The following is a 17,644-nucleotide window of genomic DNA, read 5'->3' as shown; positions in this document are numbered from 1 at the left end:
CTATTTAAAAAATAGATTTTCTACATTTTTTTGAATGATATCGGCAATTTCATTTTCTGATGTAGAATAAATTTTAGAAATTTTTTTTAAAATTATTCTTAAATTCATTGGTTCATTTCTTTTTCCTCTAAAAGGATGTGGAGAAAGGTAAGGGGAATCAGTTTCTAATATAAGATGATTCAAACTTATATGATGTAAAAATTGACTAATATGATTATTTTTGAAAGTAATGATTCCTCCTATTCCTAGTTTCATTCCCATATCAATAATTTTTTTAGCTTGTTCTAAGGTTCCAGAAAAACAATGAAAAACTCCTTTAACATTAGAATTCATCTCTTTTGATAGAATGTGAAAGACTTGATCAAAAGCTTTTCTACAATGGATTACTATGGGTAATTTTCTTTTTTTAGCCCATTTTATTTGAGTTTTAAAAACATATTCTTGTTCTGAAATGAATTTTCTTGATGAAAAAAAATCCATACCAATTTCTCCCATAGAAATAAAAGAATGTTTAGGTAACCATTTTTCAACGCGATTTAATTCTTCTTCTAAATTATTTGTAGAAACTTTGTTGGGATGAATTCCTATCATAGGAAAACATATATTAGGGTATTTTTTTTCTAATTTTAATATACTGGGAATTGTGGAAGTATCTATAGATGGTAATAAAAACCTATGTATTCCTTTATTTAAAGCATTTTGTATTACAATATGAATATCTTTATCAAATTCTTTCATATAAAGATGAGTATGGGTATCAGTTATTTTCATATCATGATTAATTTTTAATAATAAAAAATATTTTATGAAAGCTTATCTATTTCCTGGTCAAGGATCTCAATTCGTAGGAATGGGAAAAAATTTATATAAAAACTCTGATTTTGCAAAAAAATTATTTCGATTATCTGAAGAAATTTTGGGATTTAAAATGACATCTATAATGTTTGAAGGCCCCATGGATCAGTTAAAAAAAACAAAATATACACAATTAGCTGTTTATATATATTCAGTGATAAAAGCGAAAATATTGATGAATTTTAATCCTGATATGGTTGCTGGACATTCTCTTGGAGAATTTTCTGCTTTAGCTGCAATTGATGTTTTTTCTTTTGAAGATGGATTAATATTAGTTAATGAAAGAGCATCAATGATGCAAAAAATTTGTGAATCTGTTCATGGAGGAATGGCCGTAGTATTTGGATTAGAGGATCATATTATAGAGGACTTTTGTAAAAGAGATAAAGGAATCATAGTTCCATCTAACTACAATAGTCCCGGACAATTAGTTATTTCTGGAGAAATGGCTGCTTTGAAAAGAGTTTGTTTTTCTCTAAAAAAAATAGGAGCTAAAATATTAACTCTTCCTGTTCATGGAGCTTTTCATTCTCCTATTATGGAACCAGCTAAGAAAAAACTAAAAATATTTGTAGAAAAATTTTCTTTTAAAGATTCTAAATGCTCAATATATCATAATGTAACATCTACTCCTATTAAAAAATGTAATGATATCAAAAAAAATCTTATAGAACAACTTACATCTCCAGTAAAGTGGAAACAATCCATTAAAAATATGATTCTTGATGGAGCAATTTCATTTACAGAAGTAGGACCAGGAAACATTTTACAAAATCTAATGAAAAAAATATCGATAAACTAATAATCATGTATAAACGTTTTTTTTATAGTCATGGAAAACTATTATTAACGGGAGAATATCTCATTTTATGTGGGGCCTTTGGTTTAGCATTACCTACAATTAAAGGACAATCACTAAGTATATTAAAGAAAAATGGATCTTCCATTTTACATTGGAAGAGTTATGATAATACTAATAATAAACCATGGTTTGAGGGAATATTTAACCTTCCTTATTTAGATATTTGTTATGAAACAGAAAAGAAAATAGCCATAAAATTGAGAAATTTATTATTAAAAACTAAAAAAATTCAAAAAAACTTTCTATGTAATAAAAATAAATTAGAAATACATGTAAAAGCACAATTAGAATTTCCTAGAATTTGGGGAATAGGCAGTAGTTCTACTTTAATTAATAATATAGCAAAATGGGCAAAAGTAGATCCATATATGTTATTAGGAAATGGATTTTATGGAAGTGGATATGATATAGCTTGCGTTTCTGTATCAAAGCCAATAATTTATAATAATATTCCTTCTAATAAAGAACCTCATATTATTCCTATAGATTTTAATCCTCCATTTAAAAATAAACTTTTCTTTCTGCATCTCAACAAAAAACAAAATACTTGTGAAGAAGTACGTTCTTTTCATTATAATAAAATAAACAATATTTCTACTTTGAATATAGAATCTATTTCTTCTATAACTCTAAAAATATCTTTTTGTAAAACGTTACAAGAATTTGAAGAATTATTACTAGAACATGAGAGTATTATATCCAAAATATTGGATATTCCTACCATTAAAGAAAGGTATTTTCCCGATTATTTAGGATTGGTTAAGAGTTTAGGAGCTTGGGGAGGAGATTTCGTTTTGATAAGTTTTAGAGAAGGAATGAAAAATTATTTTTACAATAAAGGGTTTTACACACTTATTTCGTTTGACAAAATGATTTTTTAATTTAACAAAAAATAATATTATAATGTGTTTGTGTGGGCGAAGGGATTCGAACCCTTACGCTGTATAAGTAGCATCAGATTCTAAGTCTGACGTGTATACCAATTTCACCACGCCCACTATTTTTTATTTAATTTAAGAAGATGATATTATTTCATGATTGTTATTTATAATTTTATATTCTGTATATTGAAAAGAATCTATTGGAATTATTTTAATCCATTTTCTGTATTTAAAAAACCATTTCTGTTGAATAGAAGGAAATCCTTTTTTTAAATAAGCAGAAACAAAAGAATGTATGTGTAATTGTATTCCTTTATGATTTTTATTTTTTATGGTAGTTTCTATAATAAATTCTAAATAATGGATATAGTCTATAGAATAATCTTTAGATTTTTTATAATTTACTTTTTTTAATTCAGGTCTTACTCTATGACGAGTAAATTGAACTAAACCAAATTTATTAGGGGGTAAAATTTTGTGCTTCGCTCTATCATCTTTCATTTTTTCTTTTAAATGTTCATAAAGCTGTTTTTTCTGAATTGGATCAAACATGTCTATGAAATCTACTACAATAATACCTCCCATATCTCTTAATCTTAATTGTCTTGCTATTTCTGTTGCAGCTAATAGATTTATTTTTAAAATATTATTCAATCTGTCTGATTCTGTACAATTTTTTTTCATATGGTTGTTCATTCCACTGTTTACATCTATAACATGTAAAGCTTCAGTATGTTCTATAACAATATATGCTCCATTTTCTAATGGAACATTTTTACCTAAAAAAATTTGTATTTGTTTTTCTATTCCATATTTTTCAAATATGGGAATATTTCCTTTATAATATTTGATTATATCCGTTTTTTCAGGGGCAATGAAAGATAAATATGAATGAATTTTTTTACAAAGAAAATAATTATTACAATAAATGTATTTCAAATCTTCATTAAATGAATCTCTTAATAAACAAAAAGCTTTTCTACTTTCACTCAACACACGAACAGGAGCTACTTTTATTAAGTTATTTAATGTTTTATTCCATTTTTTTATTAAAAATAGAAGTTCTTCATTTAAGATTTTTTCTTCTTTGTTAAAAGCTGCTGTTCTAATAATAATACCAAATTCATTAGGTTTAATTTTATTTATGCAAGAAAATAACCTTTTTTTTTCTTCTATATTATTTATTTTGTGAGAAATAAAAATATTTTTTGAAAAAGGAAGAAGAATCAAGTTTCTTCCTGGAAGGAAAATCTTTGTAGTGAGTTTTGGCCCTTTATTGGAAATAGGTTCTTTAGAAATTTGAACCAAAATTTTTTGTCCAGGATACAAAATATCGTTTATGGAATTTTCGTTTTTTTTAGAAAAAAAATCTTCCTTTATAGGATTCATAGGAATCAAATCTAACATTTTTCCTATTTGTTGTATGTCAATATCATTGTAATGTAAAAATGCACCTTTATAGTGTCCTATATCGATGATAGCTGCATTTAATCCATATAGAATTTTTTTCACTATACCTAAATATAAATCTCCTACAGAAAATTTTTTATTGAGAATCTCCTTATGAAGCTCCAATAACTTTCCGTTTCCTAAAAGAGCTATTTTTACTTCTTGTTCTTCTGCATTTATAATCAATTCCTTACTCATCTTATATTTAATACACAAAAACAAGGAAAAAAGTTTTATAAATTATTCTTATTTCTTTTTATGCCTATTTTTTCTATTTCTTTTTTTTCTTTTATGGGTTGCGATCTTACGTCTTTTTCTTTTTTTTCCGTTTGGCATAATAAATAATCTTTATTGATTCATCTTCCTATTTATTTCTTATTTATATTATTTATAGGAACATTTTTTTTAACTAATTCTGTGAAAGATTTTGCAGGTTTAAATGCTGGGATATTATGTGCAGGAATTACAATAGATTCGTCTTTGGAGATATGACGTCCAAGTTTTTTCGCTCTATATTTAATAATAAATGATCCGAATCCTCTTAAATAAACATTTTCTCCTGATGTTAAACTTTGTTTTATTTTTTTCATAAATGTTTCTATCACCTTTTGCGTATCCATTCTTTCAGATCCAGTTTCTGATATGATTTCTGTTATTATATCTGCTTTTGTCATGTTTAATCATTATATCGAATCACAAAATTCGGTTTCTTAAATATACCAATTTTTTATAAAATTGCTCTAAAATTAAATAGATATGGATTTTTCTAAAAAAATAATAAATTGGTATAACAAAAATCATAGAGAACTTCCTTGGAGAGAAACTAATAATCCATATTATATATTAGTTTCAGAATTTATGTTACAACAGACAAGAGTCTCACAAATTTTAAAATATTATTACAATTTCATAATCAAATTTCCAAATTTAAATAAATTAGCTCAAGCAAAGGAAAAAAATGTATTAAAAGAATGGGAAGGTTTAGGTTATTATTCTAGAGCAATAAATTTACATTCTTTCGCTAAAGAAATAGTAAAAAAAAAAATAATGTTTTTCCAACAAAATATGAAGAGTTAATAAAATATAGAGGGATAGGACCGTATATAGCTGGGGCTATAGCATCTATCTGTTTTAATGAAGTTGTTCCTGCTATTGACGGAAATGCTTACCGATTTTTTTCTAGATATTTGGGTATTTATAATAATATAAGATCTATTATAACAAGAAATATATTTAGAACTGTTATTTCAAAAATGATGGATTCTAACAATCCAGGAATTTTTAATCAAGCGATTATGGATATAGGTTCTATTTTATGCACTCCAACAAACACTAAGTGTGACTTATGTCCAGTAAAAAATTCTTGTTTTTCAATTGAAAATGGAACTATATATAAATTACCTGTTATAAAAAAAACAAAGAAATCTATAAAACATAGATTCTTTTATTATATTATAATATATGATCATCATAATAATATATGTATTAATAAACGATTAAAAAATGATATATGGAAAGGTCTATACGATTTTCCTTTGATAGAATCAAAAAATAATCTTACTATTTCCGAAATAATAGGTGAAATTTGGAATAAATTTAGAATAATCGTTTTAAATTCCATGATTTCTTTTACCATGAAATATAAATTAACTCATCAAATCTTATCTATTCAGTTTTTAAATTGTAAAATTTTACAAAATTCAAAAAATATATTACTTAATAATTTCTTTTTTATATCATCTAATAAAATAGGAAAATATCCTTTTCCTCGTCCTATTACCTTATTTTTTAAACATAAAAAAATGATTTAGTTTTTGTATTAATTAATTATACAATTTTTATCATAAAAAATTTTTTTTCTAAAAACTATTATCAAAATTTAATCTATTGAAAAAAGAATCTTCGACGAATATTTTTTTAGAAAGCACTTTATATTTTATTTTTTATTTTGCATTAATAATAATATTATTATTATTTTCTGCACTAATATCCGGATCCGAAACTGCTTTTTTTTGTCTAGAAAAAAAAACTATTGATAAAGAGAGAAAAAAAAATTCTTATAAAGAAAATATAGTATTAAAAATTCTTAGAGATAAAAAAAAATTATTAGCAACAATATTAATATCTAACAATTTTTCCAATATTGGAATTGTAATATTAAGTTCTTATTTAATAACAGAATTTATCGAAAAAAAATATTTTGTTATTTATAATCAATTTTATCTATCTATTAATTTTCTTTTAGAAGTTGTTTTTTTGACTTTTATTTTATTAGTTTTTGGAGAAATTATTCCTAAAATATATGCTAGTAAAAATAATTTACGTTTTGCTATTTTCATGTCAGAAACTTTATTCTTTCTCAGTAATATTCTAACCCCTATTAGTAGGACAATCATTTTTATTTCAAAATTTATAGAAAATAAAATCATAAAGAAAAAGAATATCATTTCTTTAGAAGAGCTTTCAAAAGCTTTAAAAATTACATCTTCAAATCAAAAAAATGTTACAGAATGTCAATTTCTACAAAGAATTGTTGATTTTGGAAATACAGAAACTCATCAAATTATGACTCCAAGAATAGATATGTTTGCTTTAAATAGAAATACAATTTTTTCTGATGTTTTAGAATTAGTTCGTGATCAAGGTTACTCTAGAATTCCTATTTATAAAGATAATATTGATGACATAGAAGGAGTCCTTTTTGCTAAAGATCTTATTCCATCTATTTATGAAAAAAATTTTAAATGGACTCAATTAATTCATCCACCTTTTTTTGTTCCAGAAAAAAAAAATATAGATGATCTTTTAAGTGATTTTAAAAGGAGAAAAATTCATTTAGCTATCGTGGTTGATGAATATGGGGGGACTTGTGGTTTAGTGACTCTTGAAGATGTAATTGAAGAAATTGTAGGAGATATTATTGATGAATTTGATGAAGAAGATATGTCTTTTTCTAAACTCAACCAAAATAATTATTTATTTGATGGAAAAACTTCTTTAATTAATTTTTACCGTATTATGGAAATAAAAGAAGAAATATTTTTTGAACAAAAAAAAGGAGATGCAGATACTTTAGGTGGATTTATTATGGAAATAAACAAAGAATTTCCAAAAAGAAAACAAAAAATAAATTTTTTAAATTATTCCTTTATTATAAAAAGTATAGATAATAAAAGAATAAAAACTATAGAAGTAATTAGAAAAAAAAACTAAATAGTTGATTAAAATCAATTATATTTATAGAATTTATAAAAAATTGAGTTATATTATCAAAAAATGTTTAATAAAAAAAAAGATAATTTTTCTTTTTTTCATATTTTTAATTATAGTTAGTGGAATATATTTTTTTTTTACAAAAATTTTTTTGGTTTCTTCAGAAGAAAAAGCCATGAAAGAATTAAATTATGCTAAGCAATATCTTTATAAAGGTTTTATTGATAAAGCATTAAATAGAAAAAAGATTAAAATAAATTATTTAGGTTTTTCTGGGATTCCTTCCAAATATCCTTTTACTAAAGCAAGTAATATTTCTAAATTTTATGCTGGAATTTGCTATTATAAATTAGGTTTTTATAAAGAATCCATAAAAATGATGGATCAGTTTTCTGCAAAAGATGAAATTTTATCTTCTTTAAAATACGGGATAATTGGAGATGCTTATGTACAAATGAAAAATAAAGAAAAAGCTTTAGAAAACTATATTATAGCAGCTAATGTTAGAAATAATGAAATTACAACTCCTCTTTATTATTACAAAGCCGCGTTACTAAGTTTTTACATGAAAAAGTATAAAAACTCTAAATATTTTTTTAAAAAAATAGAAGAAAGATATCCTTTTTTTTTATATAAAAAAAACGTAGAAAAATATATTGTCTTTCTTGAAAAGAAGAATTAAATTAATTATCTTGTATGAAAGAAAATCCTACTTACTTATTAGATAAAAATAAAATAAAAGATTCCAATTTAAAATTGGCAATTATTGTTTCTTTATGGAATAAAGAAATCACTAGTAGATTATATAGAGGAGCTTATGAAACTTTAATTCAATTGGGGATAGAAGATGTACAAACTTGGGAAGTTCCTGGAAGTTATGAATTAATTTATTCTGCAAATAAAATAGCTAAAAACTATAATTTTGATTCAATTATTACAATTGGATCTCTTATACAAGGAGAAACTTTTCACTTCGAATATTTAAGTCAAGCCGTTTCTCAAGGAATTAAAGATATTAATATAAAATATGATATTCCTATTATATTTTGTGTTCTTACTGATAAAAATCAACAACAATCTTTTGATAGATCAGGTGGTAAAAATGGAAACAAGGGTGTAGAATGTGCTAAAACAGCTATATATATGTCTTTATTTAGAAAATCGATTAAATGAAAGAAGATATTATTCAATTTTTACCTGACAATATAATTCATCATATAGCTGCAGGAGAAGTTATACAACGTCCTTCTTCTGTTTTAAGAGAACTTTTAGAAAATGCAATAGATGCAAATGCAACAATGATTGATATTTTCATCAAAGATTCAGGAAAAACATTAATTCAACTAATAGACAATGGAAATGGAATGAGTATAAATGATGCAAAAATGTGTATTCAAAGATATACCACTTCAAAAATCAAAAAAATTGATGATATTTTTAAAATTAATACAAAAGGATTTAGAGGAGAAGCTTTAGCTTCTATCGCACAGATTTCTCAACTTGAAATACAAACTAGAAATGAAAATAATTCAGTAGGAATACAATTATTGGTAGAAGATGGTAAAATAAAAGAAGAAATCCCTATAAGTATGCTTAAAGGGACAAGAGTATCAGTTAAAAATATTTTTTATAAAATTCCTGCTAGAAGACAATTTTTAAAATCGTATCGAATCGAATTTCAACATATTATTCATGAATTTTATAAAATAGTTTTAGCACATAGAAATATTTTATATCGTTTTTATCATAATAATAAAATTTTTTTTCATTTTAATAAAGTTTCCTTAATAGAAAGGATTAAAGAAATAGCGAAAAACAAAAATAAAATTTTAAAATCTATTTTAATAAAAAGAAATAAAATTATTATTAAAGGATTTATTAGTGTACCAGATACTTATGTCCAAAAAGGAGATCAATTTATATTGGTAAATAAACGTTGTATTACACATCCCTTATTACATAAAAAAATTATTCATTCCTATGATGGTTTTTTAAAAGATTTAAAAACAATTTCCTATTTCATTTTTATTTATATAGATACTAGTTTAGTAAATTGGAATATTCATCCTTCAAAAAAAGAAGTTGAATTGGAAGGAGAAGAAATTATTGGTAGTTTGATTGAACAAGAAATAAAAAATGTTTTATTTTGTCAATATAAAGTAAAAAGAGTCAAAAACTTGGATACACTGAATTCGTTTAAAAAAACGAATTCTTTTTCTTGTTTTTACGATTTTTCTGACAAAGAAAAGATTTTACAATTAGAAAATTTATTTCGAAAAAAACTTAATGAATCTTATTCTTCTATTATAAATAATCATTTTATAAGTGAATTATCTCATTATGTTTTTAATGAAAAAAAAATAGAAACATTTCAAATTAATAAAAAATACATAATTTTTATATCGAATAAAGATTCCATGATATTAGTAGATCAACATAGAGCTCATCAAAATGTATTATTTGAATTTTTTTTAAAAACAAAAAATTTGATAAGTCAAAAATTTATTTTTCCTATAAAAATAAAACTTTTGAAAAAAGAGTTTTTTTCATTAAAAAATATTCAAGATGATCTAATCGATTTTGGATTTCATTTATATTTTGATCATGAATTAGCTTACTTATATTCGATTCCTGAAAACATGATCCATTTTAATTTATTAGATGAAGTTTTTCATAATATTTTAAAATCTAATTTTATTAGAGGAGAAAAAAATAACAAAAAAAAACTTATTGAATCTATCTCTAAATATGCATCCATAAAATATGGAGAAGAGTTGCATGCTAACAAAATGGAGTGTTTAATTAGAGATTTATTTTCTTGTCATAATCCAAATTGTACGTATTCAGGTTCCCCTATATTTTTTGTTATAAACAAAAATTTTTTTTAGAAAGTGAATGTTTATATAAACTTTAATTCATATGCTGTAAAACATTTAATTAGTATTAATATACTTGTATATACAGCAACTTTTGTTTTTTCACAATATAAAATAGAAAGTCTACTTTCTTTATATCACCCTTTGGACGATCAATTCCAATTATATCAAATTATAACTCATATGTTTGTTCACTCCAAACGTCTTTTTTTGCATATAATCTTTAACATGATAGCTTTATTTATGTTTGGAGGTCAGATAGAAAATAGATTAGGAGTTAAAAAATTTATGATAATATATTTTTTATCAGGTATTTTGGCCGCATTTTTTCAAATTATTTTCAATACTGGAGTCATGTATTATTTTGTTAAAAGTTTAGATTTTACGAAAGCTATAAAAATATTAAATTTGTTGAATGAAGAACAAAAAATTAGTCTTTATAGTTCGATGTATTCTCCTATGATGGGATCTTCTGGAGCTGTAAGTGGAATAGTAGGAGCTTTTGCTAAATTTTTTCCAGAACATAAAATTTTCATATTACCTTTCCCTTTTCCGATTGCTGTAAGAAAAGCTATTCTCATTTTTATTTTGGGAAGTTTTATTTCTTCTATTTTTAATTTATCTCCTGGAGTTGCTCATTTTGCTCATATTGGTGGAATTTTATCTGGTTATTTGATAGGAAATTTTTTTCGAAAATAAAAATCGACTAAAAAATATATAAATGAAAATAAAAGAAATACATATAAATAAGAATATTTTCCGTCTATTGTTGTCATGATACGATTCCAACGTAATTTCCAATGAATAAAATTTAAAGGATTCTTTCGATTCCAATCAATACTCATCCATATAAATACAGGTTTTCCTACTATATGATCTTCTGGGACCAAACCCCAGTAACGGGAATCGTATGAATTATGTCTATTATCTCCCATCATGAAATAATAATTATTTTTTACTTCGTAATATTTTTTTGATGGATAATTTATTTTTTTTCCCTTTTCATAAGTTATAATATCATTATAAATATGAATATTTTTTAAATCTAATTTGATTAATTCTCCTTTTTTAGGAATATGTAGTGGCCCAAAAAAATCTCTGTTCCAACCATAATTATTTGGAAATATATAATTTTCTCGGAAAGACATTGGAAGTATATGCTTTTTCACAAAAATTATATTATCGAATAAGTTTTTTATTTGAATTGCCTCTTTTTCGGTTAACATAATCTGGTAAAAATATTCATCATTTTTTTCCATTATAAATTGAATATCCTCAATATCCATTTCTTTTTCTAGATATTCTACGTTTAAAGGAACGTTTTCTGTTTTAATTAAATAAGCTTGTTCCTTATTTGAAATTAATTTTTCTTTTTTGTGGTTTACAAATAAAATCCCTTTTTTAATAAAAATTAAATCTCCTGGTAATCCTACACAACGTTTAATATAATTATCTTTTTTATCTATAACCTTATGATTAACGTCTTTTGGAAAATTAAAAACAACCATATCATTCCTTTGTATGGATTGTATAGGTGGAAAACGAAAATAAGGCCATGTAAAAACAGAAATATAAGATTTAATAGAATTAATAATATTATTATGTGTAAAAGGAATAGAAATAGGAGCCATAGGCATACGTAATCCATAATGAATTTTACTGACTAAAATAAAATCTCCTACTAATAAACTACGTTCCATTGAAGAAGTTGGAATTACAAAAGGTTGTATTATATAAGTATGTATAAGAAAAGATAAAATAAAAGCTAATAATATACCTGTATTATTTTCTTTTTTTTTATTTTCTATAGGATGAAATAATAGATTTTTATCAAAAAAGTTTATGTAAAAAATATAAGTACCAGAAGATAAAAAAAATAAAATCATATCTTTTTTTGTTCTCTTTCCAAAAGAACGGATTAAATCCATCCACAAAATAAAAAGTATAATTATACTTATTAAAGGAATAAACAATAGAAAAAGAGCTCCCCATATCCATATAGGTTTTTTGTATATTTTTATTAATAGGACAAAAATATTATATACAGGAATATATATTTTCCATGAAGTTATTCCAATTTTTTTATAAAGTCTATATGTTCCTAAAACATGAATGATATATTCTACAAATAAAAAAATAATGCTATGGATAATGTATTGATACATCATAAAATTTATGATATTTTTAATACGTCTTTCATAGAAAAGAAACCTTTTTTATTTTTTATCCATTCTGAAGCAATAACAGCTCCGAAAGCAAATCCATCTCGGTTATGAGCTTTATGTTTTATTTCTATATTTTCTATTTTGGATTCATATAAAACAGTATGAATTCCTGATACATCATTTTGACATCTTTTCGATATAATTGAAATATTATTTTTTGTTTTTTTATTATCTAAAGTCCATGTTTTTTTTATGTTATTATTTATAATATCTTGAGCTAAAGAAATAGCAGTTCCACTAGGTTTATCTATTTTTTCTTTGTGATGAATTTCTTCTATTTGTACTTCATAATTTTCAGAATATGGAAATAATAATTTTGATAATTTTTTATTAATCTCAAAGAATAGATTCATTCCAATACTAAAATTAGAAGAATATAAAAAAGATCCATTTTTTTTAATACATATTTTTTTAATCATCTCTAATTTTTCTAACCAACCTGTAGTTCCACACACTACTGGTAGTTCATTTTCTATACAAATTTTTATATTATTAAACGCAGAATTAGGTTGACTAAATTCTATAGCTACATCTGAATTTTTTAATAAAAATGGAGAAGGTGTTGCATCATAACATAATGAAATTTTATGATTTCTAATTTTAGCTATTTTTTCTATGGTTTTTCCCATTTTTCCATATCCTATTATTGCTATATTCATAATATTATATCATTTTTTTTATTGTATAATTCAAAAATTGATTATATTTTTTTTGATTAAATTTCAATAAATTATTATAATTTAAAATAAATAGATACCCAATTAATAATAATTGTAAAAAAAAGCCCACGTGGTGAAAATGGTAGACACGCCACTTTGAGGGGGTGGTATCCGATAAGGATGTGCTGGTTCAAGTCCAGTCGTGGGTACAAAACAAATATTATATTAGCATACGAAATAAATCAGGATTTTGGTTTAAATATTGAAAATGAACTTTATGTTTTTTCATTCTTCCTAAGAATCCTGAAAATTCGTTTTTATCTGCTAATTCTATTCCTATTATAGCAGGACCTTCCTCTTTAGAAGTTTTTTTAGAATATTCAAAATAAGTAATATCATCTTTTGGTCCTAAAATATTATTCACAAATTCTTTTAAAGCTCCAGCTCTTTGTGGAAATTTTACGATAAAATAATGTTTTTTTTCTTCATATAAGAGAGATCTTTCTCTTATCTCTTCAGTTCTAGTAATGTCATTATTTCCTCCACTTAAAATACAAACGATGGTTTTTCCTTTTATTTTTTTAGAATAAAAATCTAAAGCAGCTATAGAAAGAGCTCCAGCAGGCTCTGCTACAATAGCCTCTAAATTATATAAATCTAAAATTGTCGTGCAAACTTTTCCTTCTGGAACTGTTTTAACATCATATAATATTTGATTACATATATTAAAATTTAATTTTCCTACTTTTTTTACTGAAGCTCCATCAATAAATCTATCTATAGTTTCTAATTCTACAATTTTTCCTTTTTTTAAAGAATGACTCATAGACGGAGCTCCTTTAGGTTCTACTCCTACAATTTTAGTATTTGGACTAAATTCTTGAAAATGACTTCCAACCCCAGAAGCTAAACCTACTCCTCCAATAGGAATAAAAACATAATCTATGTTGAAAACAGATTGCTGTAAAATTTCAACTCCTACGGTAGCTTGTCCTTCAATAATTTTAATATCATCAAAAGGATGTATAAAAATTTTTGAATTTTTATTGCAATCTTTTATTGCTTCATAACTAACTGCATCAAAAGTATCTCCCATAAGAATAATTTCAATGTATCCTTTTCCAAACATCTTCACTCTTTCTACTTTTTGTTTAGGAGTAGTACTAGGCATATAAATTTTTCCTGGTATTTTCAATATATGACAAGAATAAGCTACTCCTTGCGCATGATTTCCAGCACTAGCACATACAATTCCTTTTTTTAATTCTGTTTTAGATAAACTTTTAATTTTATTATAAGCTCCTCTAATTTTGTATGAACGTATAATTTGTAAATCTTCTCTTTTTAAAAAGATATTAGATTCATATTTTTCTGATAATAGAGAATTTTTTTGTAATGGAGTTTCATAAATTATGTCCTTTAGTATATTTTTTGCTTTAATTATTTCTTCGTAAGAAGGAAAATATCCTTTGAATTTATTTTTCAATTATTTATAAAAATTACTAATTATTTTTTGGTATTTTCTTCTGGTCTAAGATTACGAATAATAGATCCAACTTCCCATAATTCACTTTTTTTAAGATCTTTCAATTCATTTTTTAATTTTGTTCTATAATTTATATCACTATTAGATTCTATAATTCTTTTAGCTTCGTTTCCAGAATGAACTTCATGATATAATTCTTTAAATATTGGTAATGTTGCATCTCTAAATTTTTTCCACCAATCTAAAGCCCCTCTTTGTGCTGTAGTTGAGCAATTTGCATACATCCAATCCATTCCTTTTTCTGAAATTAATGGAATAAGACTTTGAGTTAACTCTTCTACGGTTTCATTAAAAGATTCCGAAGGAGAATGTCCTTTTTCTCTTAGTATTTGATATTGAGCAGATAAAATTCCTTGAATAGCGCCCATTAGAGTTCCTCTTTCTCCCACTAAATCAGAGTATACTTCATTTTTAAAATTTGTTTCAAATAGATATCCAGATCCTATTCCTATTCCAATAGATAAAGTTTTTTCTAAACTTTCTCCACTATAATCTTGATAAATAGCGTAACTAGAATTTATCCCTTTTCCTTGTTTAAAAAGTCTTCTTAAACTAGTTCCTGATCCTTTAGGAGCTACTAAAAAAATATCTATATTTTTAGAAGGATATATCTTTGTTTGATTACAAAAAGTTAATCCAAATCCATGTGAAAAATATAAGGATTTTCCTTTAGTTAAATATTTACGAAGAATAGGCCAAAAAGATATTTGACCTGCATCTGAAAGAAGATACATGATAATAGTTCCTCTTTCAGAAGCTTCTTCTAAAGTAAAAAGATCTTTTCCTTCTATCCATCCATCTTCCAATGCTTTATCCCAAGAAAAAGAATTCTTTCTTTGTCCTACGATAACTTGAAATCCATTATCCTTTAAATTTAAAGATTGTCCAGGGCCTTGAACTCCATATCCCAATACAGAAATAGTTTCCTTTTTTAAAATGTCTCTAGCATTCGACAATGGAAATTCTTTTCTCGTAATAATAGTTTCTTCTACGGATCCAAATTTAATTTTCATAATTTTTTTTATTTAATTTAAGATGTTGCTAGCGGTAAATCTATTTTTTTCCATGTATTTTTTCTAGAATTTTTTTCTTCTATTTTAGAACAATAAACATGAATGATTCCAATCAATTTCTCAATTAATTTCTTTACCTTAACTAATTGTTCTTCTTTACATTCTAAATCTAAAACATACTGAAAATGAACAATACTTTCATTTTTATTGTTATTAGATACATTGATATGATGAGTTTTCAAATTTCTTCTGTTTAAGATAACAAGTATTCTACTTAATAATCTTGTTTCTTTTTCTCCTAAAATTATTATCCTGAATTGATGCTTCATAATATGTTGTATAATATTTAATTAGTCAATAATATAATTATTATGTTAAACGAATTTCATCTACAGATGCTCCCGCAGGAATCATAGGAAAAACATTGTCTTCTTTTTCTATAGAAACTTCTAATAAAAAGGCTTTTTTGTGATTCAATGCTTTCTTTACAGATTCTTTTAATTCTTCTCTTTTGATGACTTTTTTTGCTTTTATGTTATAAGCATTAGCTAATTTTATAAAATCCGGATTTACCAATTCTGTACACGAATAACGTTTTTCAAAAAAGAGTTGTTGCCATTGACGTACCATTCCTAAAAAATTATTGTTTAGAAGTATTATTTTTACGGGAATATTATTCTGTAATATAGTTCCCATTTCTTGTATTGTCATTTGAATTCCTCCATCTCCAACAATACAAATAACTTGTCTATTTTTTGCTCCTAATTGAGCTCCTATAGAAGCTGGTAAAGCAAAACCCATAGTTCCCAGTCCTCCAGAAGTTATTTGACTTTTTTTATAGGTAAAATTGAAATATCTGGAAGCTATCATTTGATGTTGTCCTACATCTGTTACAAGAATAGCATTTTTATGTTTATATTGATTGATCCATTTTATTACTTCTCCCATTGTCATCCCTTCTTTTTTTGGATTTAAATCATTTTGTATCACTGTTATTTTTTCCTTTTCTTTAAGATGAAAAAATTGTTTTATCCATTTTTGATGAGTAGATTTATTAGTATAAAAAATCAATCTTTTTAAAGATGATTTACAATCTCCTAAAATAGGGATATAACATAATACATTTTTATTTATTTCAGAAGAATCTATCTCTAGATGGATAATCTTAGCTTTTTTTGCATATTTTTTTACATCTCCAGTAACACGATCATCAAAACGCATTCCTATTGCAATGATAATATCACAATGATTGGTTAAAATATTTGGAGCATAATTCCCATGCATTCCTAACATTCCCATATATAAAGGATGATCACTATCTAAAGCCCCTAAACCCAATAGAGTACTAGCTACTGGAATTCCTGTTTTTTCAACAAATTTTTTCAATTCATTTTCTGCTTCGGATAATATAACCCCTTGACCTACAAGTATTAATGGTTTTTTTGCAATATTTATTAAATTTGCTGCTTCTATAATTTTTTTTTCCTTTATACAAGGATATGGATGAAAATTATTTATGTATTCACAAGGTTTATAATGAAATTCCGATTTTTGAAATTGTGCATCTTTAGTAATGTCTATTAACACAGGTCCAGGTCTTCCTTTTTTAGCTATAAAAAATCCTTTTTGAATTGATGTACATATATCTTTAGCTTTCAATACTTGAGTATTCCATTTAGTTACAGGAATAGAAATATCTATGATATTTGTTTCTTGAAAAGCATCAGTTCCTAATAAATGAGAAGATACTTGTCCAGTAATGCAAACCACAGGAGTACTATCTATTAAAGCATCTGCTAATCCGGTAATCAAATTAGTGGCTCCAGGTCCTGAAGTAGTAAAACATACCCCTATTTTTCCAGTTGCTCTTGCATAACCTTGTGCTGCATGAATAGATCCTTGTTCATGACGCATTAAAATATGCGAAACATAATTTAAATAGTCATGTAAAGAATCATATATAGGCATAATAGCTCCACCTGGATAACCAAATATATATTCTACTTTTTCATACAATAGCGTTTTGATTACTATTTCTGATCCAAATAATAACTCTTTTTTCATA

18 protein-coding genes and 2 tRNA genes are annotated in these 17,644 nt (G+C 24.7%); 10 read left to right on the top strand and 10 right to left on the bottom strand.

Going from position 1 to position 17,644, the window contains the following annotated elements:
* Nucleotides 1-771 carry a TatD family hydrolase gene (locus H0H63_RS00505; protein ID WP_185858610.1) on the bottom strand — a complete coding sequence of 257 codons (771 nt, stop codon included), beginning with the start codon at nt 769-771 and terminating at the stop codon, nt 1-3.
* A 34-nt stretch (nt 772-805) separates the two neighbouring features.
* Here H0H63_RS00505 and fabD point away from each other — a divergent pair, with 34 nt between their 5' ends.
* Nucleotides 806-1,657 carry an ACP S-malonyltransferase gene (fabD, locus tag H0H63_RS00500; RefSeq protein ID WP_185858609.1) on the top strand — a complete coding sequence of 284 codons (852 nt, stop codon included), beginning with the start codon at nt 806-808 and terminating at the stop codon, nt 1,655-1,657.
* Between the two features lie 5 nt (nt 1,658-1,662).
* Nucleotides 1,663-2,598 (top strand): GYDIA family GHMP kinase, encoded by a 936-nt coding sequence (locus H0H63_RS00495; RefSeq protein WP_185858608.1) that lies wholly within the window; start codon nt 1,663-1,665, stop codon nt 2,596-2,598.
* 31 nt (nt 2,599-2,629) lie between these two features.
* Here the strand turns inward: H0H63_RS00495 and H0H63_RS00490 are convergent.
* The 3 genes from H0H63_RS00490 to H0H63_RS00480 all read right to left on the bottom strand — a co-directional run bounded on the left by H0H63_RS00490 (nt 2,630) and on the right by H0H63_RS00480 (nt 4,721).
* A tRNA-Leu gene (locus H0H63_RS00490) sits at nt 2,630-2,715 on the bottom strand.
* Between the two features lie 15 nt (nt 2,716-2,730).
* Nucleotides 2,731-4,245 (bottom strand): Rne/Rng family ribonuclease, encoded by a 1,515-nt coding sequence (locus H0H63_RS00485; RefSeq protein ID WP_185858607.1) that lies wholly within the window; start codon nt 4,243-4,245, stop codon nt 2,731-2,733.
* A gap of 170 nt (nt 4,246-4,415) precedes the next feature.
* Complete coding sequence (locus H0H63_RS00480; protein WP_185858606.1) at nt 4,416-4,721, bottom strand: HU family DNA-binding protein; 306 nt, start codon at nt 4,719-4,721, stop codon at nt 4,416-4,418.
* Between the two features lie 82 nt (nt 4,722-4,803).
* On the opposite strand from H0H63_RS00480, the gene H0H63_RS03040 reads away from it, so the two are divergent.
* From H0H63_RS03040 to H0H63_RS00450, 7 genes are all read left to right on the top strand, one after another.
* Nucleotides 4,804-5,124 carry an HhH-GPD family protein gene (locus H0H63_RS03040; RefSeq protein WP_238784415.1) on the top strand — a complete coding sequence of 107 codons (321 nt, stop codon included), beginning with the start codon at nt 4,804-4,806 and terminating at the stop codon, nt 5,122-5,124.
* Nucleotides 5,125-5,303: 179 nt separating this feature from the next.
* Nucleotides 5,304-5,858 (top strand): NUDIX domain-containing protein, encoded by a 555-nt coding sequence (locus H0H63_RS03035; RefSeq protein WP_238784414.1) that lies wholly within the window; start codon nt 5,304-5,306, stop codon nt 5,856-5,858.
* Nucleotides 5,859-5,934: 76 nt separating this feature from the next.
* Nucleotides 5,935-7,260, top strand: coding sequence for a gliding motility-associated protein GldE (gene gldE, locus H0H63_RS00470; RefSeq protein ID WP_185858605.1), 1,326 nt, complete (start codon nt 5,935-5,937; stop codon nt 7,258-7,260).
* Nucleotides 7,261-7,303: 43 nt separating this feature from the next.
* The gene (locus H0H63_RS00465) at nt 7,304-7,942 is read left to right on the top strand and encodes a tetratricopeptide repeat protein (protein ID WP_238784413.1); all 639 of its coding nucleotides are present in this window, start codon (nt 7,304-7,306) and stop codon (nt 7,940-7,942) included.
* Between the two features lie 14 nt (nt 7,943-7,956).
* A complete protein-coding gene (ribH, locus tag H0H63_RS00460) occupies nt 7,957-8,433 on the top strand; it encodes a 6,7-dimethyl-8-ribityllumazine synthase (RefSeq protein WP_185858604.1) in 477 nt (158 codons plus the stop codon).
* Nucleotides 8,430-10,148: a DNA mismatch repair endonuclease MutL gene (gene mutL, locus H0H63_RS00455; RefSeq protein WP_185858603.1), complete on the top strand. Its 1,719-nt coding sequence runs from the start codon at nt 8,430-8,432 to the stop codon at nt 10,146-10,148. Before ribH ends, mutL begins: the two co-directional genes overlap by 4 nt.
* Before the next feature lie 3 nt (nt 10,149-10,151).
* Entirely contained in the window at nt 10,152-10,835 is a 684-nt protein-coding gene (locus H0H63_RS00450) for a rhomboid family intramembrane serine protease (protein WP_185858602.1), read from the top strand.
* Here H0H63_RS00450 and lepB read toward each other — a convergent pair.
* Both lepB and dapB read right to left on the bottom strand, forming a co-directional pair.
* Complete coding sequence (lepB, locus tag H0H63_RS00445; protein ID WP_238784412.1) at nt 10,805-12,304, bottom strand: signal peptidase I; 1,500 nt, start codon at nt 12,302-12,304, stop codon at nt 10,805-10,807. The two genes, H0H63_RS00450 and lepB, sit on opposite strands and share 31 nt — an antisense overlap.
* Nucleotides 12,305-12,309: 5 nt before the next feature.
* A complete protein-coding gene (dapB, locus tag H0H63_RS00440) occupies nt 12,310-13,020 on the bottom strand; it encodes a 4-hydroxy-tetrahydrodipicolinate reductase (RefSeq protein ID WP_185858601.1) in 711 nt (236 codons plus the stop codon).
* 124 nt (nt 13,021-13,144) lie between these two features.
* Between dapB and H0H63_RS00435 the strand changes: the two genes are divergently transcribed.
* Nucleotides 13,145-13,229, top strand: a tRNA-Leu gene (locus H0H63_RS00435).
* Between the two features lie 11 nt (nt 13,230-13,240).
* Here the strand turns inward: H0H63_RS00435 and ilvA are convergent.
* The 4 genes from ilvA to ilvB are packed head-to-tail and all read right to left on the bottom strand — an operon-like array spanning nt 13,241 to nt 17,643.
* Nucleotides 13,241-14,506, bottom strand: a complete 1,266-nt coding sequence (gene ilvA / locus H0H63_RS00430) for a threonine ammonia-lyase (protein ID WP_185858600.1) — start codon at nt 14,504-14,506, stop codon at nt 13,241-13,243.
* 20 nt (nt 14,507-14,526) lie between these two features.
* Nucleotides 14,527-15,579 (bottom strand): ketol-acid reductoisomerase, encoded by a 1,053-nt coding sequence (gene ilvC / locus H0H63_RS00425; protein ID WP_185858599.1) that lies wholly within the window; start codon nt 15,577-15,579, stop codon nt 14,527-14,529.
* Nucleotides 15,580-15,596: 17 nt separating this feature from the next.
* Nucleotides 15,597-15,908 (bottom strand): acetolactate synthase, encoded by a 312-nt coding sequence (locus tag H0H63_RS00420; RefSeq protein ID WP_185858598.1) that lies wholly within the window; start codon nt 15,906-15,908, stop codon nt 15,597-15,599.
* Between the two features lie 40 nt (nt 15,909-15,948).
* The gene (ilvB, locus tag H0H63_RS00415) at nt 15,949-17,643 is read right to left on the bottom strand and encodes a biosynthetic-type acetolactate synthase large subunit (protein WP_185858597.1); all 1,695 of its coding nucleotides are present in this window, start codon (nt 17,641-17,643) and stop codon (nt 15,949-15,951) included.
* Nucleotide 17,644: the final 1 nt, after the last annotated feature.

The organism is Blattabacterium cuenoti (genome assembly GCF_014251655.1).
GTDB lineage: Bacteria > Bacteroidota > Bacteroidia > Flavobacteriales > Blattabacteriaceae > Blattabacterium > Blattabacterium cuenoti_I.
Note: the sequence above shows the minus strand (reverse complement) of the source record. Positions and strands in the feature narration are given on the sequence as shown.